Origin of the sequence: Pseudonocardia charpentierae (genome assembly GCF_031845345.1) — a bacterium.
Classification (GTDB): domain Bacteria; phylum Actinomycetota; class Actinomycetes; order Mycobacteriales; family Pseudonocardiaceae; genus Pseudonocardia; species Pseudonocardia charpentierae.
In genome coordinates this window covers 79,284-105,731 of record NZ_JAVREJ010000020.1, presented here as the reverse complement: position 1 = coordinate 105,731, position 26,448 = coordinate 79,284, and the positions used below count along the sequence as shown (strand labels likewise).

Below are 26,448 nucleotides of genomic sequence, written 5' to 3'. Positions count from 1 at the left end.
TCCTCCTCAGCCGGCGAGCAGCTCCCTGATGACGTCGTCGATCCACTTGCGGTCGACGGCGCTGTCACCGCTGCCCGCGAAGTGGCCCCACACGCCCGGGATGACCCGGACCTCCCCGTCGGGGATGTACTGCGAGGCGTACACCTCGTCCTCCGGCGGGAAGTACAGGTCCTTCAGGGCGGGCATGGCGATGAGCTTGGCCTTGATCGACTGCAACGCCTTGACGTGGTCGCCGTCGAACCCGGGCGTCTGGCCGATGTCGCCGTACTGCCAGGTCCAGAGCATCGACAGCAGGTCGTTGACGTCGCGGCGGTCGAGGAAGTGACCCTCCCAGTACTGGACGAGGTAGTCCTCGAGGGTCGGGAACGCCAGGTCGATGCCGAGCCGGTACGAGTGGCCCATGTCCGTGTAGACGCGGTCCCAGAAGAAGGCCTGCGAGAATCCCCAACCGGCGTACACGCGGCCCGTCCTGCGCAGGTTGTCCTCCGGCTTCACGTCGTAGAAGCCGCCCTTGAAACTGTCGCCGCCGGTCAGCGCCGCCTTCACGCCTTCGAGGAAGACGAAGTTGTGCTCGCTGGTCTTGGAGGAGCCGCAGAACGGGGCGGCGCGCTGCACCATGTCGGGGTAGCTGACCGCCCACTGGTAGGTCTGCCCCGCGCCCATCGACCAGCCGGTGACGAGCTGTAGGGTCTCGATCCCGAAGTGCTCGGCGACCAGCTTGTGCTGCGCCTCGACCTGGTCGTAGAACGTGACCTTCGGGAAGTTCGCCTTGTCGTGCGGGGGCGGCGTGTTGCTCGGCGAGCTCGAGAGCCCGTTGCCGAGCATGTTCGGGATGATGATGAAGTACTTGCGGGGGTCGAGGGCCATGTCCTCGCCGACCAGCCACTCGTTGTCCCAGTGGAAGCCCGAGTACCACGTCGGATACACGATCGCGTTGCTCTTGTCGGCGTTCAGTTCGCCGAACGTCTTGTAGGCGAGCTTCGCATCCTCGAGCGTGTCGCCGTGCTGGAGCGGGAAGTCACCGAGAGTGAAGGTCTCGTAGTCCTGCACGAACTCTGCGGTCATTTGGGACTCCCTCGGCGAGCGCGAAGTACGTCGATCGGACCGTAGCGAGCCCCGGGGGCCGCGTCTACAGACCCGTTTGCCGACGTGAACGCGGTGGTCAGCCGGATAGCTCGACCGGAACGGTGACGACGCGGATCCCCCGCTCCCGGAACGGCTCCACCGCGACACCGTCACCCGTCGTCACCAGCGTCCAGCCCGGAGTCAGCGGCGTCCAGGCGTGGAAGGGCCGGCGACCGATCTTGGCGGCGTGGGCGAGCACGTAGACGTGCCCGCAGCGCTGCGCCATCAGTTCCTTGAGCCGCGTCTGCCCGAGGTCCGCCTCGCAGATCCCGCGCTCGGCGTCCACGCTGTCCGCGCCGAGGAACGCGCGGTCGAAGCTCATCCGGTCCAGCGCACTCTCGGCGATCGGTCCCACCAGGGCCTGGCTGACCGGACGCAGGGTCCCGCCGAGGCAGTGCACGGTCGGGCCGCCGTCCGCGCCGTTGAGTTCGTCGAGGACGGCAAGGCTGGTGGTGGAGATCGTGAGGTCGGCGCGGTCACGTAGCCGGTGGGCCAGTGCGGCCACCGTCGAGCCGGCGTCGAGCACCACGGCATCGCCGGGCTCGAGCTGCTGCGCGGCCCACCGCGCGATGGCGAGCTTCTCGGCGAACGCCTCGCCGATCCGCTGCTCGAGCGACGACTCGTTGTGCGTGGCCGTGGCCATCGCCCCGCCGTAGGTGCGGGCGAGCCGTCCGGCAGACTCGAGTTGCGCGAGGTCGCGCCGGATCGTCGACGCCGTCACCGCGAAGTGCTCCGCCAACTCGGTGACGCTCGTCAACCCGCTGGTCTCGGCGAACCGGACGATCTCGGCGCGGCGCTGACGTGAACCCAGGACTGGGGGCATGGCGGTCAGCGTTCCCGTTCTGCGCGATCCGCGCAACTCTGCGCGGATCCATCGTGATCGTTTCGCGCAAGACACGCACTTCCCGCGCAGATTTGATCAGACTCTTGCACGCATCACGCAGCGGCTGCCATCGTCCTCGCAGCGACCGCGGGATGCACCGCGGCCACTCCTGCCTCTCGACCCACTCGAGCAAGGAGCGGTCAAGGATGACCGACGCCGAGCCGTCGCCACTGATCTGCGGTGATCCGCAGGTGAGGGTCGCCGTGGTCCCGCGGCTGGTGGGCCTCGTGGCCGACGATCTGACGGGCGCGACCGACTCGGCGGTGCAGTTCGCGGAGGCCGGTTGGGCCGCGCACCTGCTGCGCGGGCCGATCCTCGATGCCGAGCGCGCCGACGATCCAGGGCTCGCCGACGCCGGGCCGTCCCTGCTCGCCGTGGTCACCGGTGTCCGCCCGACCACCGACGACGTCGCGGCCGACCGGACCGCCGCGGCGGTGCGCCAGCTGGTGGCCCGAGGCTGCGAACGGCTCTACGTCAAGATCGACTCGACGATGCGGGGCTCGGTCGCCGGCCAGTTGCGGGGCGCGCTGGTGGCCTGGGCCGACACGCACCCTGGTGCGACCGCGGTGCTCTGTCCCGCCTTCCCCGACCAGGCGCGCACGGTCGTCGGGGGTGAGGTGCTCGTCGGCGGGGTCCCGCTGGCCCGCACCGCAGCTTCGGTCGACGCGGTCACGCCCGTCGTCGACAGCCGCCTCGATCGGCTGGTGCCGGGTGCGGTGGCCGGCACTGCGGCCGGGCTCGACCGTGACCCGGGGCGGAGGCACGACGGGCGCGTCACGTTCGTCGACGCCGCCACGAACGCCGACCTCGACGCGATCGCAGCGTGCGTGGACCGGCTCGGTCCGGCCTGCGTGGCCGCCGGCTCGGCCGGGCTCGCCGCGGCGATGGCCCGCCGCTGGTCGCGCGGCTGCCGCCCCGCGGAAGGGGCGGCGTCCCCGTCGACCCGGATCCTCGTCGGCGTCAGCTCACTGCATCCGGTCGCGTTGAGCGCGGTGCGGCGGTTGCGCGACGCGACGGCGGGCGTCGCCACGCCGGTGCAGGTGGTCACCACCCCGGCTGTGCGCGCCGACGCTGCAGTAGTCGCGGCCGACTTCGGCGACCGGGTGGCCGCACAGCTCGCGCAGTCGTCCTACGACGTCGTCGTCCTCGTCGGTGGCGACGGGGCTGCGGCCGTCCTCGACCGCATCGGCGCCACCGCGGTCACCGTCCACTCCGCGCTGGCCCCCGGCGTCCCGATCGGGGCGATCGTGGGCGGCGCCGCCGACGGGGTCCGCATCGTCACCACCTCCGGTGGCTTCGGGGACGACGAATCCCTCCTCCGCGTCATCGACCGGCTGCAGGCCGGCTCCCACCGTCGAAAGGAATTCTCATGACCTCGGCACACACCGCCCGCCCGGTGCTGGCCGTGACCCTCGGTGATGTCGCCGGCATCGGCCCGGAGATCGTCGCCAAGACGCTCCTGCAGCATCCGGACCTGCGCGAGAAGTGCGTCCCCGTCGTCGTCGGCGACGCCGATGCGATGCGGGCCGGCGCGGTGCGGGCCGGGCTCGATCCCGACACGGTCACGGTGATCACCGACCCACGCGGGGCCACCAACGACCCCGGCACCATCGAGCTGATCCAGACCGGTCCGTCGCTGGCCGACGTGCCGGTCGGCGAGCTGAGCGCGGCGGCGGGTGACGGCGCCTACCGCTTCGTGGTGGAGGCCTGCCGGCTGGCTCGCGAGGGGCACGTGGACGCCATCGTGACCGCCCCGCTGAACAAGGCGGCGATGCACGCCGGCGGCCACAACTGGCCCGGGCACACCGAACTGCTCGCCCACGAGTTCGACGTGCGCAACTTCAGCCTGGTGCTCTCGGCGGGCGACCTGTACTTCTTCCACCTCACCGCCCACGTGTCCCTGAAGCAAGCCGTCGAAGACTGCACCCCGGACCGGGCCGACGACGTGTTCGACCTCGCCCACGCCTTCGTCGGCGCACTCGGCAGACCGGACGAGGCCATCGCGGTCGCCGGGCTCAACCCCCACGCCGGGGAGAACCGGCTCTTCGGTGACGAGGACGCCGACGTGCTCGAACCGGCCGTCGCCCGGGCCCGGGAGCGCGGCATCAATGCGCACGGCCCGATCCCGGCCGACGCGCTGATCCCGGCGGCGGTGCGCGGCAAGTGGAACATCGTCGTCGCCTGCTACCACGACCAGGGCCACGCGCCGTTCAAGGCGGTCTACGGGAACGACGGCGTCAACATCACCATCGGGCTCCCGGTGGTCCGCGTCTCGGTCGACCACGGAACGGCGTTCGACATCGCCGGCAAGGGCATCGCCGGCGAGGGCAGCCTCGTGCTGTCCTGCGAGCGCGCCGCTGCGCTGGCCCCGGGTTGGGACGCCGTATGGCAGGCCGCCTCGAGCAGCGTCACCACCGCCACCTGACCCAGCACCACCGAGAACAAGGAGACTGCCATGGCCGAGGTGCTCTACGACTCGCCCTACGAGGTGCACGACCCGCGCTTCGCGAAGCTGATCAACCCGGGTGCCAAGCTCGAGCGGCTGGCCACCGGCTTCCGCTGGGCCGAGGGACCCGCCTACTTCCCAGCCCAACGCCGGCTGATCTGGTCCGACATCCCGAACAACCGAATGATGAGCTGGAACGAGGTCGACGGCTCGGTCGCCGAGTTCCGCAACCCGTCCGACAACTGCAACGGGCACACGATCGACCGCCAGGGCCGGCTCGTCTCGTGCTCGCACCTGCGCCGCGCGGTGATCCGCACCGAGCACGACGGCTCGACGACCGTGATCGCCGACAGCTACCAGGGCGGCCGCCTGAACTCCCCCAACGACGTCGTCGAGCATTCCGACGGCTCGATCTGGTTCACCGATCCGTCCTATGGCATCGACACCGACTACGAGGGCGCACGCTCGGACCGCGAGCAGAACGGCTGCCACGTCTACCGCGTCGACGCTGCCACGGGAGAAGTCTCGCGCGTCGCCGACGACTTCGAGCGTCCGAACGGGCTGGCGTTCTCGATCGACGAGAAGAAGCTCTACATCGCCGACTCCGGCCGGACCCACGGCGAGGACCTGCCGCACCACATCCGGGTCTTCGACGTCGTCGAGGGCAAGACGCTCAAGGGCGGCGAGGTCTTCGCGGTCTGCGAGCCCGGCTTCTTCGACGGCTTCCGTCTCGACGAGCAGGGCAACATCTGGACCTCGGCCGGCGACGGCGTCCAGTGCTTCGCCCCCGACGGCACCCTCATCGGCAAGATCAAGCTGCCGGAGGGCTGTGCGAACGTCTGCTTCGGGATGCTCCGAAACGACCGGCTGTTCATGACCGCGACGACCTCGGTCTACGCGATCTACCTGCTCGTGCGAGGGCACCGCACCTTCTAGACGTGCTGGTCGGACCTTCCGTCGCCGCGACTCGAACGTGTGGAGCCGGCGGAAGGTCCGCCCCGACCCGACGGAGCGTGCGGAACCGATCGAGCCGGGCCACGCCGCGGATCAGGACCGGTCGGGCTCCTGCGGCGAGCGCCGCCGCGGCCGCCGCGGCCGCCCCAGCTCGACCCCGCCGTCGGCGAGGATCCGCCGCACCTTGACCAGCTTGTAGACGAACAGCACGACCGCGGCCACCACGCCGGCGTCGTCGACCAGGCCGAGCGGGCCGAGGATCGCCTCCGGTATCAGGTCGATCGGGGAGATGAGGTAGAGCGCCGCTCCACCCATTGCGATCAGTCCGCGCGGCGGGATGCGGTAGCGCCACATCAGGTAGCCGACGGCCAGGGTGAGCACCAGCGCCAGCACGCCGATGATCCACACGGTGGTGCGCAACCAGTCGGGCATGCCTACAGTCTGCCGCGGCCGGTCGCGGTACGCCGGTTCTGTCCACCGGCCCCCTCGATCCGGTCTCCTTCTCACGGGACGGCACTTTCGACGCGTCCCCGCCGTTGACAGTGTGACCGGTCGGCAAGTGCGAAGGAGTCACGGCATGCCCTTGTCACCGCAAGAGGAGAGAGCTCTCGCTGCGCTCGAGGAGGAGCTCCACGCCGACGACCCGGCGTTCGCCGCCGTCCTCGCAGCGACGCCGTCTGTCCGCCCGTCATACCTGCCGTCGGCGCGGACGACGCTCCACGTCCTCTCCCTGCTCGCCGCCCTGGGCGCTCTGATCGCCGCGGGGACACTCGTCGGCGACCGCCCATTGGTCCTAGCCGTCGTCACCGCGGCCCTGCTCGTTCCGTGGCTCGTCTGGGTGGCGGGGTCACGGAGGCGCTGATCCGCCTGGCGATCCTCGCGCAGTGACCGGCTCAGGTCGCCGGCTCGCGCAGCTCCCGATGCGCGATCTTGCCGCTCGCGGTGAGTGGCAGCGCATCGAGGAAGTGGATCCGTGCAGGCACCTTGTACGCCGCGATCCGGTGCAGCAGGAACTCGACGAGGTCGTCGGCGGAGAGCAGCTCGCCGCGGCGCGGAACGACGAACGCCACCGGGACCTCGCCCTCCTCGGCGTCGAGTGCTGAGACGACCGCGGCCATCGCGACCGCGGGGTGCTCGTCGATCGCGGACTCCACCTCCCCCGGGGTGATCTTCGAAGTCCGCCGGACGATCACGTCCTTCAGCCGGCCGTGGAACCACCACGTCCCGTCGGCATCGACCGCGCCGAGGTCCCCGGTGCGCAACCAACCGTCGACCACCGTGCCGCGGGTCAGCTCGTCGTCCTGCCAGTAGCCCCGCATCAGCATCGGACCGCGCACCAGCAGCTCGCCGGTCCCGGGGTCGGCGCGGAGCTGGGCTCCGCCGACCGGTGTGCCGATACAACCGTCACGGTCCAGCCGCGGCTCACGCTCCACGGTCAACCAGATGGCCTCCGTCATGCCGTAGCCGACGGCGATCGGCTTGCCCGTCAATCCGAGGAAGTCCTTCTGCAGCGCGCCCGGCACCGTGTCTCCCCCGGTGTAGATCCCGCGCAGCGACGCGAACCAGTCCGCATTCGCCCCGGGCGCCCGGACCAGCTGGGCGAGCAGGTCGATGTGTGTGCAGACCAGTGTCGGCCGGTGTGTCAGCAGCCCGTCCACGTAACGGGTGAGGTCGAACCCGTCGTGGAGCGGGACGGTGCCGCCGGCCAGAAGAGTGGTCAGCGTGCCGATGAACCCGCTGACGTGCACCTGCGGCTCGCACACCTGGACGACGTCACCCGCCCCCACATCGCCGAGCGCCTGCGAGGTGCTGGTGAGCATCGCGAGCGCGGAGCCATGGCTGTGCACCACGCCTTTCGGGCTACCGGTCGAGCCGGAGGTGGAGAAGATCACCGCGGGATGGCCGGGCGCGGGCGCGGGCAATGCCCCCGCCGCATCGCCCTCGAGCAGCGGGGCGAGCGGCTCATGTCCGTCGGCGTGGCCGGCGACCAGCACGCGCACACCCGCCAGCGCCGCCGGATCGACCTGCGCGAGCAGCGGTAACCGCGTGTCCTGCACGATCAACCAGCGGGGGCGGAGGTGCTGCAGGGCCCGCTCGACCTCCGGCGGTGCGTAGCGGGCGTTGAGCGGAGCGGCGACGGCCCCGGAGGCGAAGCACGCCAGGTAGGCCAGAACGGTCGTCGGCCCGTTGGGCAGCATCAGCGCGACCCGCTCGCCGCCGAGGCGCGCCTCGGCCATCCGGCCCGCCAGCGCATCACGGCCCCGGGCCAGGTCGACGTAGGTGATCACTCGCCCCTCGTGCACGAGCGCGGGACGGTTCGGGGCCGCCGACGCGTGCGGGTCGACGAGGCGGGCGAGCGACGGTGTCATGAGCGCAGCTTGCCGAGACGAACGACCGCCGTCGATGGGCCTGTCAGTGGCATGCTGACCGGAACCGCCGGACGGCGCACGGGCAGGCGCGTTCACCGCGATGATCGAGAACCTGTGCTCCGCAGCCCGGAAAGGGGCGCGAGACCGGCTTCCGTTACCTCTGCGCGAACGACCACCTCGTGTTCACCCGCTGGCGCCGCTTCGACGAAGCGGTGCCAGTGCTGCGCCAGATCGTGCACCAGGAGCCCGATCCCACGCCGTTGTGGATCGCCAGCTGGGGCTCACCGGCAGGTCTGCGGCGCGCCGCCACCCTCGGAGACGGATGGATGGCGTCGGCCTACAACACCACGCCGGACACCTTCGCCAAGGCCGTCGACCGGCTTGCGTGCGCAGGGCGGCCGCCCGCGCCGTTCCCACACGCCCTTGCGACCACCTGGCTCTACATCACCGATTCGACCTCCACGGCCGACCACGTCCTCGACGAGGTCCTCGGCCCCGCGCTCGGCCGCCCCGGCGACCAGCTGCGCGCTGCCGGTCTGCCCATCGGCCCGGCCGGATACTGCGCCGAGCGAATCTCCGCCTACGCCAGGGCGGGCGCCCAACGCATGTTCCTCTGGCCCGTCACCGACGAGCTGCACCAGCTCCAGCTGTTCCACGACAAGGTCGCCCCGCACATCAGCGACGCCACGACGTGAGGGCCCGCCCATCACTTCGTCAGGTCGGTCGGTGGCCGATCCATTCGGCTCGGTCGCGAGACCGGCTCCTGGGCGGCGGGGGTAGGCAGCGAGCACGATCAGCATCGTGACGACGATCGCGACGGCGATCGCGTACACGGCCGCGCGGATGCCGTCGGCGGTGGCGATCCGGAGCGCCTCCCCGCCGAGGTCGCGGGGACCGGGGTCGGCCAGCAGCACGAGCAGCGCCAGACCGACGGCGGCGCCGATCCCCGATCCGGTGGAGACGATCGCGGAGGCGACCCCCTGCTGGCGGGGTGCGACGCCGGTGGCAGCGGCGATGAAGATCGCGGTGAACATCGTCCCGTCGCCGATGCCGACCAGGAGGAGTCCCGGCAGGAGCCCGAGATAGCCGGCGGTGGCGGTGAGGTTCATGGCGAGTAGAGCGGCGCCGGCCGCACCGACGACGAGCGCGGCCAGGATCGTCGTGCGCAGGCCGATCCGGGTGGAGACCATGCCGGCGAGCCCCGACGCCGCGACGACGACCGCGGTGGGGGCGAGGAACCCGAGGCCGGTCTGGAGCGCGTCGTATCCCAGGACGTTCTGCAGATAGATGGACACGAAGTACAGCAGCGACCCGAAGGTGGCCATGAACAGGAAGGACAGTACGAGGGCCAGGCGGACGAACGGGCTCTGGATCAGAACACGGGGCATCAGCGGGTCGCGGGCTCGCCGCTCGATCCGGGTGAACGCCCAACCGAGCGCCAGACCGAGGACCGCCGGCCCGAGCACTCCGAGGGCCGTCCAGCCGTGCTCCGGGCCGTGCACGAGGGCCCAGACGACCAGCGTGACGGCACCCATCGCGGTCAGCGCACCGGCCAGGTCGAACCGGCGCATCCGGTCGCGCGGGGGGTCCAGCGGAACCACGACGAAGGTCAGGATCAGCGCCCCGACCGCCAGCGGCACGTTGATGAAGAACACCGACGACCAGCCGAGGTAGCGGGTGAGCACGCCGCCGAGCAGCACACCGACCACCAGCCCGGCCGCGCCTGCCGCACCCCAGATCCCGAGCGCCCGGTTGCGCCGGGGTCCCTCCGCGTAGGTCGTGGTGACGACCGCCAGGGTCGCGGGGAAGACCAACGCACCGCCCAGCCCCTGGACGACCCGGGCGGAGAGCTGGGTCCCCGGTCCGGTGGCCAGGCCGCCGGCCAAGGAGGCGACCGTGTACAGGATCAGGCCGGTGGCGAGCATCCGCCGCCGGCCGAGCAGATCGGCCGCGCGGCCTCCCACGAGCAGGAACCCGCTGGACGCCACGGCGTAGGCGGACACCACGAGCTGCAGGTTCTGAGCCGTGTAACCCAGCGCCCGGCCGATGTCGGGCAGCGCCACGACCACGATGTACTGGTCGAGCGAGACGATCAGCATGGCGAACGATGCGAGGAACAGCGGCCACGAGCGTGTCGAGCTGTTGTCGTCCGCGGGTGTCGTGGTCGTCATGTCGCACATCCGTCCTGTGGTCGGATCCGGCTGCCCCACACGTTCGATCGAGCGGTCGGTCTGGCGTGTCCGTGACCAGGACGATACGCTGCACTGACGTTAAATCAATACTTTTAGCGTCAGTGAAAGGACTGGGATGAGCGACCGTCTACCCCTGCTCGGCGAGACGTTCGCCGTGGAGCTGGCCAACAGCGACCACCGCACCGGCCACGAAGAACGCGACTTCCTCGCCGCTTCCGACGACATCGCGGCCTGGTTCGCGCGCGCACCCGCCGCCGACGGCATCGTGGTCCCCGCTCCCCTGTCACCGGAGGTCGCCGCGGCCGTGCGGGGTATCCGCGACGCCACCCGCCTGTTCCTCACCGAGACCGTCGACGGCCATCGCGCCTCGACGCGGGCGGACGCCGCCGCGCTGCTTCACCGGGAGGCGCGCCGCGCCGCCGGGCACCTCGCGCTGGACATCGACGGAGCCCGGACCTGGCGGCTGCACCACGAGGGCGACGTCGACGACGTGTTCCGCGCCGCCGTCGCCTGCCGATGCATCCTGTTCCTCGGCGGCGACGACGCCGACCGCGTCCAGCGGTGCGCCCGGCCGGCCTGCCCCATGCTCTTCGTCAGGCGCCACCGCGCTCGGCGCTTCTGCGAGGACACCTGCGCCCACAGCGTCCGTCAGGCGCGCTACTACCGTCGCCACACCTCAGCGACCTGACGACACACGCCCCGTTAGCTCGAGAAGAGGTCCGGCGTCGTCGGCGTCACGTCGTCGAGGAACGCACTCACCATCGGCACCAGTACCGCCGACTCCCCCGAGATCCCGACATGCGACATCGCCGGCAGGATCACCAAGCGCGCGGCCGGAGCGCTCTGCAGCATTCCCGATGCCGCCGCATCCACGTCGCCGCCCCCGCGCAGTTCGAACATCGCCAGCGCATGCTCCGGCCGCACGCCGTCCGCGTCACCGACGATGACCATTGTTTTCGCGGAGATCGAGCGCATCTGTGCGTCGCTGATGTCCTGGTCGCCGATGTTCAGGACCTTCATCTTCTCGACGTAGGTGTCGAACGCCGTGGCGTCCGGCGTGTGCTCCCGGAACGCCTTCTCGACCGGCGAACCGGCGAACGCCGTCGCGCTGAGACCCTCGAGGGCCTCCATCACCGACGGATACCAGCCGTCCTTGCGGTAGGTGGCGGACATCGAGACCAGCTTGTCGACGAGCTCCGGGTGACGGAGCGCGAGCTGCAGCGCGACTCCGCCACCCTGCGAATAGCCCATCACGTCCGCGCGCTCGACCTCCAACGCGCGCAGCAACGCCGCGGCATCGTCGGCGAACTGCTCGTACGACATCGCGCGCGGAACATCCGGGGTGCGGCCGTGTCCCTGCTGATCGAAGACGATCACGGCGCGATCGCGCGCGAACGCAGTCGCCCACGACCTCATCGAGTCGGTGGCCATGAACGCGCCGGGGATGAGCAGCAACGGAGACGTCGGCGACCCGCCGAGCTCGCCGTACACCTCGTGATAGAGGCTCAGGCCGTTGATCGACAGGTGACCGTTGCGCGACGGCTTCGTGCTCATTGCTTCACCTCATGTCTCCGCCGGGCCGTAGAGCCGGGCGACATCGGGAGAGTCGAGCCACTTGGAGTAGGTGGGCGACTTCGGCCAGCCGTCGGGTGAGTCCTGCCATTCCTCCTGGCGGCCCCACGGCAGGATGTCGATCAACGCGAAGGTGTAGCTGAGTTGTTCGGTACCGCGGCCGTCGGTGTGCCAGGTGTGGTAGACCCTGTCGCTGTCGCGGAGGAACACGTTCACCGCGAAGCCCCCGCCGGGCGGCGCGCCGACGTCGGCGCCGAAGGAGCTTTCCGACGACGAGTACCAGTCCATCGTGTTGCCGACCTTGGCCTTGTAGGCGAGCGCTTCCTCGATCGGCCCGTTGGTGACGACGACGAAGCGGGCATCGTAGTTGGCGAGGACGTCCAGCCGGACGTACTGCGACGTCAGCCCGGTACAGCCGCCGCACTGCCACTCCGCGCCGTCGGACCACATGTGGTTGTAGACGATGAGTTGGGAGCGCCCGTCGAACACGTCGACCAGTCGGCTCGGGCCGTCCGCACCGATCAGGGTGTAGTCCGGGAGCTCGACCATCGGCAGTCTCCGGCGTTGTGCAGCGATGGCGTCGAGCTCGCGGGTGGCGGCCTTCTCCCGCACACGCAGCTCGTCGAGTGCGGCCTGCCAGGTCTGCCGGTCGACGACAGGGGGTAGGGCGGTGGCGGTCTGCTCGGACATGGTTCCTCCCGGCCTCGGACGGATCAGCTCTGATGTGTCGACCGGAGACGGCTGCAGAACTCATCGCACGGCGTCCATGTGGTCGAACATCGTTCTCTTGGTCGCGGCCACGACCCGTCGACCGACGGTGAGCCGACCGCTCGCGCCTGGAAGAGTGGGGACGTGGATGTGGGAGTGGACAGCTTCGCCGCTGTGGTGACCGACCCGGATACCGGCGCGGTCGTGGAGTCCGCCGAGCGGATGGCGCACCTGCTGGAGGAGATCGAGCTCGCCGACCGGGTCGGCCTCGCCTCCTACGGCATCGGGGAGCACCACAGGGTCGAGTACTACGACGCGGCGCCGGCAGTGATCCTCGCGGCCGCCGCGGCCCGCACGTCACAGATCCGGCTGCGCAGCGCGGTGACGGTGCTCTCGGCGGCCGACCCGGTGCGCGTGTTCCAGGAGTTCGCGACCGTCGACCTGATCTCCGGCGGGCGCGTCGAGCTCGTCGTGGGCCGGGGCTCGTTCACCGAGGCGTTCCCGCTGTTCGGCCTCGACCTCGCCGACTACGACGAACTCTTCGACGAGAAGCTCGACCTGCTGCTGCGCCTGCGGGAGAGCACCGAGGTCACCTGGTCCGGGCGCCACCGACCGGCTCTGATGCGGCAGCGCGTCTACCCGCGCCCCGTGCAGGATCCGCTGCCCGTCTGGGTGGGCGTGGGCGGCACCCCGAAGTCCTTCGTCCGAGCCGGCCTCCTGGGCCTCCCGCTGATGGTGGCCATCATCGGCGGACAGCCGCGGCAGTTCGCACCGCTCATCGACCTGTACCGGCGTGCCGGTGCCGAGGCCGGGCACCCACCGGAGACGCTGCGCGTCGGCCTGCACTGCTTCGGCTTCCTCGGCGACGACGTCGAGCAGGCCACGTCGGCGTTCTACCCCGGGTGGGAGGCGATGTTCACCCAGGTCTCGCGCGAGCGGGGGTTCCCACCGCCCACGCGGCGCCAGTTCGACGCGACCCGCGGTCCCGACGGGGCGTTCTTCGTCGGTGACCCCGAGACCGTGGCGGCCAAGTGCCTGCGGGTGTCCGAGCAGCTCGGCGGGATCGAGCGCATCAACCTGCAGATGACCAACCCGCGGCTGCGCCACGCGGACCTGCTGCACTCCATCGAACTGCTCGGCACCGGGGTCGTCCCCCTCGTCAAGGACTGAGGCAATGTAAGTCAGGGCGAGCACCGATCGGCAATGGACGGTCCGCGGACCGCACGACTGAGTCGCTTCTGTCCCTGACCGTATCCGTGCCGCTACCCTCCCGGCGTGGACGGGGTGACCGTCTGGCTCGCGGGGGCGTTCGCCGTGACGGGCGGCGGCGCGCCGGACCGCGCGCCCGTGGGCAGCCGCAAGGCCCGCATGCTTCTCGCCCTGCTCGCAGTCTTCCGGGGTCGCGTCGTGCCCACCGACCGCATCGTCGACGTGCTCTGGCCCGGGCAACGCCCCCGACGCCCGGAGCGCGAGGTCGCCACCCTCGTGAGCCGACTGCGCGCCGCGCTCGGTGCCGGGGTCGTGCTCGGCACACCGGCCGGTTACCGCCTGGGGGACCCGCCCGCGGTCCGGGTCGACCTGGACGAGGCCGCGCTGCTGCTCGGCGAGTGCCGGGCCCGGTTGGCGCGCGGCGAGGCCGCGGTCGCCGGGATGGCCGGTCGGGGTGCCTGCGCCATGCTCGGCGACGGACCCGCCCTGGCCGACGTTCCCGATACCGACTGGGTGGTCGATCTGCGGGTCGAGCACGCCGCGCAGCTCCGCGCCGCCCGTCACATCACAGCCGAGGCGCTGCTACGTGCCGGCGACATCACCGGCGCCGAGGAGACGGCGCGGGCCGCGATTCGGGTGGACCGGCTCGACGAGCCGGCCCACCGCCTGCTCATGGCCGCTTACCAGGCCGGTGGCGAGCCGACCCGGGCGTTGAGCGTGTTCGAACGGTTGCGCATGACGCTGCTCGACGAGCTGGGCGTCGATCCGGCACCCGAGACCCGTGCCGTGCACCAGGCGCTGCTCACCGGGACTTCCCTGTCGCAGGCGGCCCGGGCCGCGGCGTCCCTGACCGCGTCCGCGACGTCGATCGCGCCGGTCCTGGCGGGCCGCACCGCCGAGGTGGGTCGGCTCACCGCCACCTGGGTCGCGGCCGCCGACGGGCAACCTGCGCTACTCCTCGTCGCAGGCGAAGGTGGCATCGGCAAGACCCGGCTGGCGGCGGAGCTTGCGCTGACCGTCGAGGCCACCGGCGGACGGGTGCTCACCGCGCGCTGCTACACCGGTGAGCGGTCGCTGTTCCTCCAGCCGCTCGTCGACGCGCTGGACTCGACCCTCGCCGCGCTGCCCGCGGCCCGGCTGCGGACGCTGGTCGGGCCGCGCGCACCCGCGCTCACCGGTCTGTGGCCCGAGCTCGCCGACGAGCTCGGTACAGCCGTCGAGCACGGAACCCCGCAGATCGAGGTCCGCCGGGCGTTCGAGGCCGTCACGGCAGTGCTGCGCGGACTGGCCGTCGACCGGCCGACGCTGCTGCTGCTCGACGACCTGCACCAGGCCAGCCTGGCCACCGTAGAGCTGCTGCACTACCTGGCCCGGCACGCGACACCGGCGCGGCTGCTCGTACTCGCCACAGTGCGCACGGGTGAAGGTGCCGATGCCCTCGACATCCTGGCCGACGTTGCGCAGCGGCTCGATCTCGGCCCGCTGCCGGACGAGGCCGTGACCCTACTGGCCGAGGAGGCCGGGCACGGCGAGCTCGCCACGACCATCCTGCGACGGACCCGTGGACATCCATTGTTCGTCGTGGAGACCCTGCGGGGGCTGGCCTCGGGCGAGACCGGTCCGCCCGAGACGCTGCAGGCCGCCGTCCTGGCTCGGCTGCGCGGCATCAGCCGGGACGCGGAGGAAGTCCTGCGGGCCGGTGCGGTACTCGGAGCGTCCGTCGACCCGGCGGTGGTCGCTGCGATGCTGGGCCTGCCCGGGCACGCGGTGACGCGCCACTGTGCCGAGGCCACCGGCGCGGGGCTGCTCGCCGTCGCCGAGCGCGACTACGAGTTCGCCAACGACCTGGTCCAGGAGATCCTCTACGCCACGACGCCGGCGCCGGTGCGTTGCGCCCACCACCGGCGGGCCGCGGACCTCTCGACGGAGCAGCCCGAGGTGGTCGGCCGGCACGCCGCGGCAGCGGGAGACGCAGCACGTGCGGCACGGGCCTTCCTGCTCGCCGGGGAACAGGCCCTGGCGCGGTTCGCCACGGCCGACGCCGAGGCTCTCCTCACCCGCGCGCTGGAGGTGGCCGAGCGGACCGGCTCGGCCGAGCTGCTGTGCCGGGCCCTGCTCGCCCGGGGCCACGCCCGTGACGTCCGCGGCGCCTACCGGGCAGCGGTGGGGGACTTCCGGGCGGGGTTGGCCACCGCCCGCGAGGCCGGTGACCGCCGCCACGAGGTGCGGGCGTTGCGCGCTCTCGGCGGCCACGGGCCGGTGGCGCTCGGCGCGTCCGCTCGCGACTCCGCCCATCACCTGCAGCAGGGACTGAGGATCGCTCTGTCGTTGGGCGACCGCGAGGCCGAGGCCGACCTCCTCGCCCGGCTCGCGATCCTGCAGAGCAATCGGCTGCGGTTCACCGAGTCCGTCGAGCTCGGGCAGCGGGCGGTCGCGGCCGGCCGGGCAGCCCGATCGGACCGCGCGTTGGCCCTCGGCCTCGACGGGCTCAAGACCGCCCACGCTTATGTCGGTGAGGTGGAGCCGCTCATGGAGGTGATCGACGAGCTCGAGCCGCTGTTGCGGCGCCTCGGCGATCTGCGGCTACTCCAGTGGACCGTGTTCGAGTCCGCCATCCCCGCGTTCGCCGCCGCCCGGTGGGACAAGGCGGAGCACCGGATGGCAGAGGCCCTGGAGGTCAGCCGTCGCGGCGGTTTCGTCGGCGAGCAGGCATGGTTCGTCGCCCATATGGGCTGGCTCGCCCGGCTGCAGGGACGGCTCGACCTGGCCCTCACCCACGGCCGCGCGGCGGTGGTCCAGGCGCGCCGGGTGCCGCGGGCCTGGTTCGGCCCCACAGCGGACGCGCTGCTCGCGGCGACGATGCTGGACTGCGACGACGCCCCCGGCGCGACCGCGTTGCTCCGTGACGCCCTCGACGCCGCCGGTCCGGAGGGCGCGGAAGCCTACCGACTGCGGTGCCTCGCCCCACTCGCCGAGGCCACTGGAGAGCCGGCTGTGCTCGCAGAGGCCGAGAGGCTGCTCGGCGGGATCGAGACGCCGCCCGGCTCGGCCTTCCTGCTCGGTGCCGACGCCTACCTCTGCGTCGCCCGCGCGCGGCTGCAGTCCGGCGACCCGAGCCGGGCCCGCGCCGTTCTCGCGCCCCTGCTGGCGGCCGCACGGCGCCTGGAGTGGATCCCGGTGCTTGTCGCGGCGGGATCCGTCGACGCCTGCGCGGCGGCCGCCCTGGCCGACGGAAGCGCGGTGGCGGACGCCGAGCAGGTCCGGGCACTCGCCGAGCGGCACGGCATGGCCGCCACGTTGCAGGAGCGCTGCAACACCCGTGCAACACCGCGGCCGAAGGTAGCTCCTGCGCCCAACGGCTGACAGGAGCAGGAGCATGGCAGTGGACGAGGCGAGGCTGAACGAGTTTCTGGGTCGGTTCGTGTCCGACCTCGGGGCAACCGTGGCCGCCGGCAATGTGGTGGTCGGCCATCGGCTGGGGCTCTACCGTGCGCTGGCGGAGGGATCGGCCACGCCGGAGGAGCTCGCCGAGCGGGCGGACTGCCACCCGCGCTACCTGACGGAATGGCTGTGCGGGCAGGCCGCCGGCAGCTACGTGACCTACGACCCCGCCGACGGGCGGTACGCGCTGACCGAGGAGCAGGCCTTTGCGCTCGCCGACCCGAACGGGCCGCTCTACGCACCGGGGGCTTTCCTGCTGGCAGTGGGAATGCTGCGGGCCGAGCCGAGGATCACCGAGGCGTTCCGCACCGGGGCCGGCCTCGGCTGGCACGAGCACGACACGGACGTGTTCACCGGCTGCGAGCTCTTCTTCCGGCCGGGCTACCTGGCGAACCTGGCCTCGAGCTGGATCCCCGCGCTGGACGGCGTCGTGGCCCGGCTGGTCGCCGGCGGGCGCGTGGCCGACGTCGGCTGCGGACTCGGGGCGTCGTCGGTGCTGCTCGCGCAGGCCTACCCGCAGGCGCGGATCGCCGGGTCCGACTACCACGACCGTTCGATCGAGCTGGCCCGCAAGCGCGCGGCCGACGCGGGCGTGGCCGACCGGGTGGGCTTCGAGGTCGCCTCGGCGCAGACGTTCTCCGGTCGCGGCTACGACCTGGTGACGACCTTCGACTGCCTGCACGACATGGGCGACCCGCTCGGTGCGGCCCGCCACGTCCGCGACGCACTGACCCCCGACGGGACCTGGATGATCGTCGAGCCGGCCGCGGGCGACCGGGTCGAGGACAACCTCAACCCCGTCGGGCGGGCCTACTACGGCTTCTCGACGTTTCTCTGTGTGCCGAACGGGCTCTCCCAGCCCGGCGGATACGCGCTCGGGGCGCAGGCGGGCGAGGCGGCCATCCGACAGGTGGTGACGGACGCCGGGTTCACCCGCTTCCGGCGGGCGGCGGAGACCCCGTTCAACCTGGTCTACGAGGTCCGGCCGTAGGGCCGTATCCGTGTCCACGACACGTCGTTCCAAGGGATTTCCATGACAACAATCAGGACTACTCGGAGTCTCGTCACGTTCGCATTCGTGATCAGCGCGGTTCTGGTGGCTGCCGCCTGCACGGACGATCGATCGGTCGTCGCCGACCAGGCCCAGGCCACCGGCGCCGGCCAGGTAGAGCCCACCGGGCCCGACCACGTGATGGTGAGCCCGACGGAGTTGAAGTGGGCCGAAGCGCCGTCCTTGCCGCCCGGCGCGAAAGTGTCACTGATCGAAGGCCAACTGGACCAACCCGTCCCCTTCACACTCCGCCTGCAACTCCCCGCCGACTATCGAATTCCGGCACATCGACACCCCGCCCTCGAGCACGTCACCGTTCTCTCCGGGGCGATCAACATGGGGGTCGGGGACACGCTCGACAAGACGACGAGCACGGCCATGCCCACCGGAAGCATCATGATCATGCCGATCAACACGAATCACTTCATGTGGACCGCGGAAGAGGCGACCGTCCAGGTGCACGGCGTGGGGCCCTTTGCCATTACCTACGTCAACCCGGCCGACGACCCGAGAACGACGTAGAGCCCGCCGAGCCCTCCCAGGAGGTTGAGATGCGCGCGAAGTATCCCGACGTCGAGGACGTCGTCGTCCGCGACGGCGTGCGGATCGGTTACGAGGTGTACGGCAACGGGGCGCCGACGATCCTGCTGCCTACCTCGATGCCGCTGGTGCACGCCCGGCAGTGGAAGGCGCAGGTGCCGTTCCTCGCCCGGCACTTCCGGGTGGTGATCGTCGACGGGCGGGGCAACGGGCGCAGCGACCGGCTGGTCGGGCCGGCGGCCTACGCCCTCGCCGAGCAGGTCGCCGACCTGGTGACCGTGCTCGACGCCACCGGGACCGACCAGGCGGTGGTCGTCGGGCTGTCTGCGGGTGCGCGCCGTGCGCTCGCGCTGGCGGGCGCGCATCCGGACCGGGTCGCCGGCGTCGTCGCGATCGCGCCGGCGGTGTTCGCCCGTCCGCCCGCGCCCGACCAGGATCATCCTGGCCGCGACCGCTTGTCCCCGGAAGCCATCCACGCCGATTTCGCCGGCTTCGTCGACTTCTTCTTCTCGACGGTGTTCACCGACCAGCACTCGACCAAGTTGCTCGACGACGCTCTCGAGTGGGCCGGCGGGACCAGCGCGGACGTGCTCGTCGACTTCTTCGCCGCCGAATCCGACCGCAGCCGCGAGCGGGCCCGGGAGATCTCCGAAGCGGTCCGCTGCCCGGTGCTGGTGGTGCAGGGGACGGCGGATGAGCGCGTGCCGTTCGAGGCAGGAGTCGCGATCGCGGAGTGGACCGCCGGCACGCTGGTCACCCTGCCCGGCGCCGGCCACGCCCCGTCGGCGCGCGAACCCGTGAAGATCAACCTGTTGATCCGCGAGTTCGCCCGAGCGGTCACCGGCGACCGACCGGCACCGTCCTCCTGGACGCCGGCCCGGAACCGGCCGCACCGGGTGCTGTACCTGTCGTCGCCGATCGGGCTGGGGCACGCCCGCCGCGACCTCGCCATTGCCGACGAGCTGCGCAAGCTGCGCCCGGAAGTGGAGATCGAGTGGCTTGCCCAGCACCCGGTCACCGCGGTCCTGGAGGCCGCGGGCGAGCGCGTGCACGCGGCGTCCCGATGGCTGGCGAACGAGTCCGCGCACGTCGAGGGTGAGTGCGGCGAGCACGATCTGCACGTGTTCCAGGCGCTCCGCAGCATGGACGAGATCCTCGTCGCGAACTTCCACGTGCTCGACGACCTGACCGCGGCCGAGCACTACGACCTCGTGGTCGGCGACGAGGCCTGGGACCTCGACTTCTTCCTTCACGAGAACCCCGAGCTCAAGCGGACCGCGTACGCCTGGCTGACCGACTTCGTGGGCAACCTGCCGATGCCCGAGGGCGGCCCGGAGGAGACCCGGCTCACCGCGGACTACAACGCGCAGATGATCGAGCAGGTCGAGCGCTTCCCGCGGCTGCGCGACGCCGCGCTGTTCGTCGGTGATCCCGACGACGTGGTACCCGACGCGTTCGGGCCCGGGCTACCGTCCATCCGCGAGTGGACCCGCGCGCACTACACCTTCCCGGGCTACATCACCGGTTTCGCGCCCGTGGACCCGCGGGACCGGCCCGGCATCCGCGACGAGCTGGGGTGGCGTCCGGACGAGCCGGTCTGTCTGGTCACCGCCGGCGGGAGCGGGGTGGGACTACCCCTGCTGCGCCGCGTCGTCGCCGCGCTGCCCGAGGCGCGACGACGGGTGCCGGAGCTGCGGATGGTCGTGGTCACCGGGCCGCGGATCGACGCCGCGGCGGTGCCGGTGGCACCGGGGCTCGAGGTGTACGGCTGGGTGCCCGACCTCTACCGGCACCTGGCCGCCAGCGACCTCACGATCACCCACGGCGGGCTCACGACCACGATGGAGCTGACGGCCAACCGCCGACCCTTCCTCTATGTGCCGCTGCGCCGGCACTTCGAGCAGAACCTGCACGTCGCGCACCGCCTGCGCCGCTACGGCGCCGGACGGCGGATGGACTGGGCGGCGTTGGCTCCCGACGCGCTGGCGGACGCGATCGCGGCGGAGATCGGCCGGGACGTCGACTACCTGCCGGTGGACGCCGACGGTGCCGCCCGAGCGGCCGCCCATCTCGCCGAAATGATCTAGTACACACGCAGACGACCGCGGTCAGCACGTCACGGCGAGGTGTGCCTCGGCACGATCATGACCGGCACGGGTGCGTGGCGCAGGATCTTCGAGGCGGCCGTGCCGAGGAACACCTGCGCCAGAGGGCCGGCGGCCCCGGATCCGAGCACCAGCACGTCGCCGGGTTCCCAGGCGATGTCGTCGACGGCTTCACGCCATTCGGTGCCGGTCCCGATCACCACGTCCACATCGGGAACCGCGACCGTGGTGCGGACGTCGTCGAGTTGCGTGATCGCGGCGTCCATCGTTCTGCGTGCCCACTGCTGGACGACGAGCTCCTCGGCCGAGCGCTCGATCGAGCCGCCGAACATCGTGAACGGCCGCACCGTGAACGACGCGATCCGCAGCCGTGCCCCCACCGCTTCGCCAGTTCGGCGCTGGTGGCGATGAGCTCGGCCGCGTCCGCACCGACGCGATATGCGGCTGTCAGCCGTCGGACGGGAGCGGGGCTCGACGGATAACCACGTGGGGCGATCGCCACCGGCACCTGCGAGGTGTACACGAGGCGCTCGGTCACCGTTCCGAGGGCGATCCTGCCGAGCAGGCCCGAGGACGACGACCCCACCACCACGAGATCGGCGCTGTGCTCAGCCACCAGCTCCATCAGGCCGTTGGGGACCGAGGTCGCGTGGTGGGTCACCACGGAGATGTCGAAGTCGCCCGATATCTGGGTGACGACCCGCTCGAGCGACGCGGTCGCCTGAGCGGCGACGTAACCGCGGTACTCGTCCTCGATCGGATCGACACCGGCAGGCAACGGCCGCTCCACGACCACCGCAGCGATGATCTTCTCGCCGGTGGTGCGGGCCAGCTGCGTCGCCAGGTGGAGCGGCGCGACCCCCTGCCTGCTGGAGCTGAACCCGGCGATGACCGTCATCAGACCGTCTGTCCCGCCGGTACCGGCGTCGCCACGACGTGGATGACGGGCACGTCGGGGTGCTCCGTGCGCGCCCGGTAGACGACGTCGAAGCGGTGCCACACGGACGCCTCGAGCGGCAGGGTCGCGATCACGATCTCATCCGGGTGGAAGGTGTCGACGGCGTCGGCCAGGGCTCGCAGCGGGCGGTAGTCGCTCAGCGCGCCGTCGGCGTGCAGGTTCTCCGAGCGCAGGACGGCGAGGGTGTGCTCGAGCCGCACCTTCGCGGCCTCCTGGGTCGCCTCCATCACGTCGAGCGGGCCGTGCGTGGCAGCGGTACCGGTCTCGACCGGGCTGGCGGGAACGGCGACGAAGTAGCTGGCGGCCCGGTCGGCGCCGATGCGGCGCAGCTCGTCGAGCAGTTCCTCGGAGTTCGCGGTCTCGTTGGCCAGCACCAGCACCCGGCGCGGCTCCACCGTCGGGGCGAGTCCCTCCGGCACCGGGCGGCGGGCGACGAACCACTTGTTCGCGAAGTAGAACCCGATCACGACCGCCCAGGACACCAGGCTCAGGATCAGCTGCGACCGCGAGCCCTCCTGGATCCCCATCTGCGCCAGGATCCCCACGATCGCCACGACCGTGAAGATCGACAGCGCCGGGAACAACCACATCTTCACCCGGAGGCGTTCGGACCCTCTGCGGTACCGCAGCACGATCTGGGAGATGCCGATGAGGACGTAGACGAACAGGATGATGGCGCCACTGGAGTTCAGCAGGAACGCGAAGACGGTGTCCGGCGAGACCGCAAAGTCCACCGACTTGTTCGGCCACAGACCGAACACGTACGCCGTACCGATCAGGAGGAACACGACGATCGCAGCGACCTTGATCCCGGCGAACCAGAACTCGAACTCGCCGAACGACGACACCGAGAACAGATTGGTCAGGGTCACCGCGGTCAGCAGGACGAGCGAGACCAACCAGAGCGGGATACCGGGTATCCAGTACTGGACGATCTTCGCGCCGGCGATGGCCTCGAATCCGACGATGATCACCCAGAAGTACCAGTAGAGCCATCCGACCGAGAAGCCCGCCCAGCCTCCCATCGCGTTGCGCGCGTAGTCGGCGAACGACCCGGTCGACGGGTTGGTCACCGCCATCTCGGCGAGCATGCGCATGACCATGATGACCAGAAAGCCGCACAAGGCGTACGTGATGAACGAGCCGGGCCCGGTATTGCCGATGACCACGCCCGAACCGACGAACAGCCCCGCCCCGATCACCCCGCCGATGGCGATCATTCTCAGCTGACGGTCGCTGAGCCCCTTCTTCAAGGCCGTTGCGCTCATGACCTTACCTCCGCGTTGCCGAGCACAGAAGTTGCGACCGTTCTGTCGGGCGAATGGCAGGAGAACGGGATTGCAGACGACGCAGGACCCCACGGATCATGAGACTTTTCCCCGGTTGCGCAATGCGCTGCGTCTTGTGCTATCCGATACCGTGCTCCGCGCACGGGCGGCACGTCAAGAGCGAATCTGGACCTGGGAGCAAAATCTGAGCTATCCCGGGTAACACCGGGCATTTAACGCGACGAACCGGTCACTTCCGATGTTCCGGACGATGCGTCAGTTCGACGTCGGTAAAGGACGCGACCTTCAATAATGTCTCTGTCATGCGCTGGGAGCGCGAAGGAAGATGCCCGAGCCGGGCTTGGGCGAGAAGAACGTGCTCTTGGCAGGCACCACCTCGCCGGCGTCTGCGATTGCGATGACGGTCTCGAGGGTCGGCGGGGGTAGCACGATCAGGACCCCGCCGTCCGCGGCGCACGCCGCGAGGAGAGCCTCGATCGGGGCGCGAGTCCACTCCACCTTGGTCCCCGCCGGCAGTCGGTCGAGCACGCGGTGGTGGAGTAGTGAGACGTCCAGGCCCGCTGACCCGGGCGGCCGCCCGGCGCTACACGTCGCGGTGTACCAGCGCCCATCGAGGTTGACCCCGATTCCCGATGCCAACGCCTCCCGGGTGTCGGCGGCCGGGCGGATGTCGAAGTGCGCCTCGAGCAGGCCACGTACCAGCGCGGAGTCGATCGGGCCCGCCACGCGTCGGTCGAATGAGGCCAGCCGCAACCCGTCGAGCGGGTAGGCCACGCACAGCACGCTGTGGCTGGAGTCGCGCCCGGAGCGGGCCCATACTTTCAGGCTTGCGGCCACCCGATGGTGCCCGTCGGCGATGTAGTGGGTGGCGGTGCCCAGCTCCCGGCACAGCGCCTCGGTCAGCGGGCCCCCGGGGATACGCCAGATGGTGTGGTGGGAGCCGTCGGGCCCGTCGACCTCGCGGGCCGCTGGTAGCGCGGGCGCCCGCGCCAGCGTCGTTCGCACCACCGGTCCGGCCCGGTGCAGCGTGCTCACCAGCTCCACCCGCTGCGGCACCGTCGCGAGGTACCGCGCCAGCCCCTCGACTCGATCCGGCTGCACGGACTCGTGGCCTCGCACCCGGCCGTCGAGGAATGCCTCCGGCCTGAGATCGCAGACGATGCCGGTGTGCTCGCCGTGCGGCGTGCTCTGCCGGTAGACGTAGAGCGCCGGGGACATCGGCTCGTAGGCATCCGGGCGCACCAGGCGAGGCGCCGATCGCACGGCGACCGCGACCTCCGACATGGCGTCGACCTCCTCGGCAGCGGCCTCCGCGCGGACCAGCCAACCGGCGAACGGGCGTACGACGTCCCCGCCGCCTGCGGTCGTCGGCCGAGTTCGAGTAGCTCCAGCCAGCGGAGCGGACGCGCGGGTCACACCCGCTCCGTGGCGGTGGAGTCGAGGGCGACGAGCGAGCTCCCCAGCACCTCGGTGATCTCTTCGAGGTGCGCAAGCAGGTCGGGGGGCACGGTGCCCGCGAGGTCGATGGTGGCGACGGCTGCGTCGCCGCCCGTGAAGATCCGGTTCTGCATGTGCTCGACGTTGAGACCGGCCTCGCGCAGCAGCTCCAGCACCCTGGCCAGCACGCCGACCTTGTCGAGGTGGCGCACCGTCAGGGTGGCGCTGCCCAGCCCGCGCGGTGCGAGGTTGACGCAGTTGCGCGCCTCTCCCGCCGCGAACGCGTCGACGATCTCCACGACCCCCGCGGCGATCGCGGCTTGGGCCTGTGCGGTGGAGGCGCCGATGTGGTGGGTGGCCACCACCCGTGGGTGTCTGGCGAGCGGGTTGGCCCACTCGGCCGTGCTTGAGGCCGGCTCGTCGGCGAACACGTCGAGGCCGGCCCGGACATGGCCGGCATCGAGCGCCGCGAGCAGCGCCGCCTCGTCGACCACGTCACCACGGGAGGTGTTCACGAGGATCGAGCCGGGCCGCATCGCGGCCAGGAAGTCGGCGTCCACGAGGTTCCTGGTCTCCGCCGATGACGGTAGGTGCAGGCTCACCACGTCGGAAGAGGCGAGCAGCTCCGGAAGCGAGCGGTGACCCACGACGTCGAGCTCGGCCAGCCGGTCGCAGGTTGCTCGGCTGCGGTCGGGGCGGTCCAGGCAGCCGATCCGCATCCCGAACCCGGCTGCCCGCTCGGCCACGGCAAGGCCGATCGAGCCCATGCCGAGGATGCCGAGGGTGCTGCCAAGCAGCCCGTTGGCCTTGCTGTAGGTGGCCTTCGCCCAGCGACCCTGTCGCGCGTCGACCACGTTGTCGGCGATCCTGCGGTCGAGGGCCAGGATCAACCCCATCGTGAGCTCCGCGACCGCGACCGCGTTGCGGCCCGGCACATTGGACACCAGCACCCCGGTGCGGGCCGCCGCCTCGACGTCGATGGTGTTGGTGCCGGCACCGGCACGGATCACCAGCGCGAGCTTGTCGGCGGCGTCGAAAACGGCGCGGTCAACCTTGGTACTACGCACCACCAGCCCCTCGACGCCGGCGATCCGAGTGGGCAGTTCCGCGGTGGTCAGGGCCGGTTCCACGAAGCAACGGTGCCCCCGCGACTCGAGTTCGGTGATCGTGAGGTCGGCAACCGAGTCGGCGAACAGCAGGTGCATGGGCCGAGCCCCCTTTTCGATGCGTCGTGGTTCGTGAGCCGGACCCCCGGCCGTCCCGGTCACCGTGCCGATCGCAGGACCGGCGGTTCTCCGAGCGGTATCGCCGTCAGCGGAAAACAACCGTGCTGCGCTCGTTGAGCAGCACGCGCCGCTCCGAGTGCCACCTGACGGCCCGGGCCAGGGCGATCGCCTCGGCGTCGCGGCCGACGATCGTCAAGGCCCGGGGGTCGTAGTTGTGGTCGATCCGGATGACCTCCTGCTCGATGATCGGGCCCTCGTCGAGGTCCGGGGTCACGTAGTGGGCGGTGGCTCCGACGAGCTTGACCCCGCGATCGAAGGCCTGGTGGTACGGCTTGGCTCCCTTGAACCCGGGCAGGAACGAGTGGTGGATGTTGATGGCCCGGCCGAGCAGCTTGAGGCACAGGTTGTCCGAGAGCACCTGCATGTAGCGGGCCAGGACCACGAGGTCGGCCCCGTACTCGTCGACGAGCTCGAGCAGCCGCTGCTCCGCCTGCGGCTTGGACTCGGGTGTGACCGGCACGTGGATGAACGGCAGTCCCCCCGCCTCCGCCATCGGCCGCAGGTCCTCGTGGTTGGACACGACGGCCACGAGATCGGCGTGGAGGCTGCCGGCCCGCCACCGGAAGATGAGGTCGTTGAGGCAGTGACCCATTTTCGAGACCATCACCAGCACGCGCTGCGGCTTGTCGTCCGCCAGCTGGAAGTCCATCGCGAACTCGTCGGCCACCTCCGATCGGAAGGCCGCGGACAGCTGCGTGGCGTCGGTGTCGGTGTCGCCGCGGGCAACGAACTCGGTCCGCAGGAAGAGCGCATGCCGGATGGGGTCGTCGAACTGTCGGTGCTCGACGATGTCGCAGCCGTGTCCGAAGAGGAACGCGGTGACCGCGTGGACGATGCCCGGTCGTTCCGGGCAGCTCAATGTCAGGATGAACGTGTTCGGCAC

At 71.0% G+C, this 26,448-nt stretch carries 23 protein-coding genes and 1 pseudogene; 11 read left to right on the top strand and 13 right to left on the bottom strand.

Features of this window, described 5'->3' with window-relative positions:
• Window positions 1-6: 6 nt before the first annotated feature.
• Both RM445_RS24595 and RM445_RS24590 read right to left on the bottom strand, forming a co-directional pair.
• Window positions 7-1,065: an alpha/beta fold hydrolase gene (locus tag RM445_RS24595; RefSeq protein ID WP_311559211.1), complete on the bottom strand. Its 1,059-nt coding sequence runs from the start codon at window positions 1,063-1,065 to the stop codon at window positions 7-9.
• A 97-nt stretch (window positions 1,066-1,162) separates the two neighbouring features.
• A complete protein-coding gene (locus RM445_RS24590) occupies window positions 1,163-1,948 on the bottom strand; it encodes a DeoR/GlpR family DNA-binding transcription regulator (protein WP_311559210.1) in 786 nt (261 codons plus the stop codon).
• A 206-nt stretch (window positions 1,949-2,154) separates the two neighbouring features.
• Between RM445_RS24590 and RM445_RS24585 the strand changes: the two genes are divergently transcribed.
• From RM445_RS24585 to RM445_RS24575, 3 genes are read left to right on the top strand one after another with little or no spacing between them, the layout of a single operon-like run.
• Window positions 2,155-3,381 (top strand): four-carbon acid sugar kinase family protein, encoded by a 1,227-nt coding sequence (locus tag RM445_RS24585; RefSeq protein ID WP_311559209.1) that lies wholly within the window; start codon window positions 2,155-2,157, stop codon window positions 3,379-3,381.
• Complete coding sequence (pdxA, locus tag RM445_RS24580; protein WP_311559208.1) at window positions 3,378-4,433, top strand: 4-hydroxythreonine-4-phosphate dehydrogenase PdxA; 1,056 nt, start codon at window positions 3,378-3,380, stop codon at window positions 4,431-4,433. Before RM445_RS24585 ends, pdxA begins: the two co-directional genes overlap by 4 nt.
• Before the next feature lie 30 nt (window positions 4,434-4,463).
• Entirely contained in the window at window positions 4,464-5,390 is a 927-nt protein-coding gene (locus RM445_RS24575) for an SMP-30/gluconolactonase/LRE family protein (protein WP_311559207.1), read from the top strand.
• A gap of 111 nt (window positions 5,391-5,501) precedes the next feature.
• On the opposite strand, the gene RM445_RS24570 is transcribed toward RM445_RS24575, so the two are convergent.
• Window positions 5,502-5,840 (bottom strand): YkvA family protein, encoded by a 339-nt coding sequence (locus tag RM445_RS24570; protein ID WP_311559206.1) that lies wholly within the window; start codon window positions 5,838-5,840, stop codon window positions 5,502-5,504.
• Between the two features lie 145 nt (window positions 5,841-5,985).
• Between RM445_RS24570 and RM445_RS24565 the strand changes: the two genes are divergently transcribed.
• Entirely contained in the window at window positions 5,986-6,270 is a 285-nt protein-coding gene (locus RM445_RS24565; protein WP_311559205.1) for a DUF3040 domain-containing protein, read from the top strand.
• A gap of 31 nt (window positions 6,271-6,301) precedes the next feature.
• Here the strand turns inward: RM445_RS24565 and RM445_RS24560 are convergent, their stop codons facing one another.
• Entirely contained in the window at window positions 6,302-7,777 is a 1,476-nt protein-coding gene (locus RM445_RS24560) for a class I adenylate-forming enzyme family protein (RefSeq protein ID WP_311559204.1), read from the bottom strand.
• A gap of 179 nt (window positions 7,778-7,956) precedes the next feature.
• Between RM445_RS24560 and RM445_RS32485 the strand changes: the two genes are divergently transcribed.
• The gene (locus RM445_RS32485; RefSeq protein WP_397469393.1) at window positions 7,957-8,472 is read left to right on the top strand and encodes an LLM class flavin-dependent oxidoreductase; all 516 of its coding nucleotides are present in this window, start codon (window positions 7,957-7,959) and stop codon (window positions 8,470-8,472) included.
• Between the two features lie 48 nt (window positions 8,473-8,520).
• Here RM445_RS32485 and RM445_RS24555 read toward each other — a convergent pair.
• A pseudogene (locus RM445_RS24555) lies at window positions 8,521-9,876 on the bottom strand (MFS transporter); the annotation flags it as partial.
• Between the two features lie 208 nt (window positions 9,877-10,084).
• Here RM445_RS24555 and RM445_RS24550 point away from each other — a divergent pair.
• Window positions 10,085-10,657 (top strand): ABATE domain-containing protein, encoded by a 573-nt coding sequence (locus RM445_RS24550; protein ID WP_311559202.1) that lies wholly within the window; start codon window positions 10,085-10,087, stop codon window positions 10,655-10,657.
• Between the two features lie 14 nt (window positions 10,658-10,671).
• Here the strand turns inward: RM445_RS24550 and RM445_RS24545 are convergent, their stop codons facing one another.
• Both RM445_RS24545 and RM445_RS24540 read right to left on the bottom strand, forming a co-directional pair.
• Window positions 10,672-11,523, bottom strand: coding sequence for an alpha/beta fold hydrolase (locus RM445_RS24545; RefSeq protein WP_311559201.1), 852 nt, complete (start codon window positions 11,521-11,523; stop codon window positions 10,672-10,674).
• Window positions 11,524-11,532: 9 nt separating this feature from the next.
• Window positions 11,533-12,231, bottom strand: coding sequence for a DUF899 domain-containing protein (locus RM445_RS24540; protein ID WP_311559200.1), 699 nt, complete (start codon window positions 12,229-12,231; stop codon window positions 11,533-11,535).
• A gap of 162 nt (window positions 12,232-12,393) precedes the next feature.
• Between RM445_RS24540 and RM445_RS24535 the strand changes: the two genes are divergently transcribed.
• From RM445_RS24535 to RM445_RS24515, 5 genes are all read left to right on the top strand, one after another.
• A complete protein-coding gene (locus tag RM445_RS24535) occupies window positions 12,394-13,419 on the top strand; it encodes an Atu2307/SP_0267 family LLM class monooxygenase (RefSeq protein ID WP_311559199.1) in 1,026 nt (341 codons plus the stop codon).
• Between the two features lie 105 nt (window positions 13,420-13,524).
• On the top strand, window positions 13,525-16,821 hold the full coding sequence (locus tag RM445_RS24530) for an ATP-binding protein (protein WP_311559198.1): 3,297 nt from the start codon (window positions 13,525-13,527) through the stop codon (window positions 16,819-16,821).
• 13 nt (window positions 16,822-16,834) lie between these two features.
• Window positions 16,835-17,890, top strand: coding sequence for a class I SAM-dependent methyltransferase (locus RM445_RS24525; RefSeq protein WP_311559197.1), 1,056 nt, complete (start codon window positions 16,835-16,837; stop codon window positions 17,888-17,890).
• Window positions 17,891-17,977: 87 nt separating this feature from the next.
• Entirely contained in the window at window positions 17,978-18,472 is a 495-nt protein-coding gene (locus RM445_RS24520; protein WP_311559196.1) for a cupin domain-containing protein, read from the top strand.
• 29 nt (window positions 18,473-18,501) lie between these two features.
• Window positions 18,502-20,577, top strand: coding sequence for an alpha/beta hydrolase (locus RM445_RS24515; RefSeq protein WP_311559195.1), 2,076 nt, complete (start codon window positions 18,502-18,504; stop codon window positions 20,575-20,577).
• A gap of 29 nt (window positions 20,578-20,606) precedes the next feature.
• Here RM445_RS24515 and RM445_RS24510 read toward each other — a convergent pair whose 3' ends face one another.
• The 6 genes from RM445_RS24510 to purU form a co-directional block, all read right to left on the bottom strand.
• Window positions 20,607-20,861: a universal stress protein gene (locus RM445_RS24510; protein WP_311559194.1), complete on the bottom strand. Its 255-nt coding sequence runs from the start codon at window positions 20,859-20,861 to the stop codon at window positions 20,607-20,609.
• On the bottom strand, window positions 20,792-21,493 hold the full coding sequence (locus RM445_RS24505) for a universal stress protein (RefSeq protein WP_311559193.1): 702 nt from the start codon (window positions 21,491-21,493) through the stop codon (window positions 20,792-20,794). Before RM445_RS24505 ends, RM445_RS24510 begins: the two co-directional genes overlap by 70 nt.
• Complete coding sequence (locus RM445_RS24500; protein ID WP_311559192.1) at window positions 21,493-22,821, bottom strand: amino acid permease; 1,329 nt, start codon at window positions 22,819-22,821, stop codon at window positions 21,493-21,495. The genes RM445_RS24505 and RM445_RS24500 overlap by 1 nt, the downstream gene beginning before the upstream one ends.
• Before the next feature lie 321 nt (window positions 22,822-23,142).
• Window positions 23,143-24,258, bottom strand: coding sequence for a DUF1015 family protein (locus RM445_RS24495; RefSeq protein ID WP_311559191.1), 1,116 nt, complete (start codon window positions 24,256-24,258; stop codon window positions 23,143-23,145).
• Window positions 24,255-25,484 (bottom strand): NAD(P)-dependent oxidoreductase, encoded by a 1,230-nt coding sequence (locus RM445_RS24490; RefSeq protein ID WP_311559190.1) that lies wholly within the window; start codon window positions 25,482-25,484, stop codon window positions 24,255-24,257. Before RM445_RS24490 ends, RM445_RS24495 begins: the two co-directional genes overlap by 4 nt.
• Window positions 25,485-25,590: 106 nt before the next feature.
• Window positions 25,591-26,448, bottom strand: a complete 858-nt coding sequence (gene purU, locus RM445_RS24485) for a formyltetrahydrofolate deformylase (RefSeq protein WP_311559189.1) — start codon at window positions 26,446-26,448, stop codon at window positions 25,591-25,593.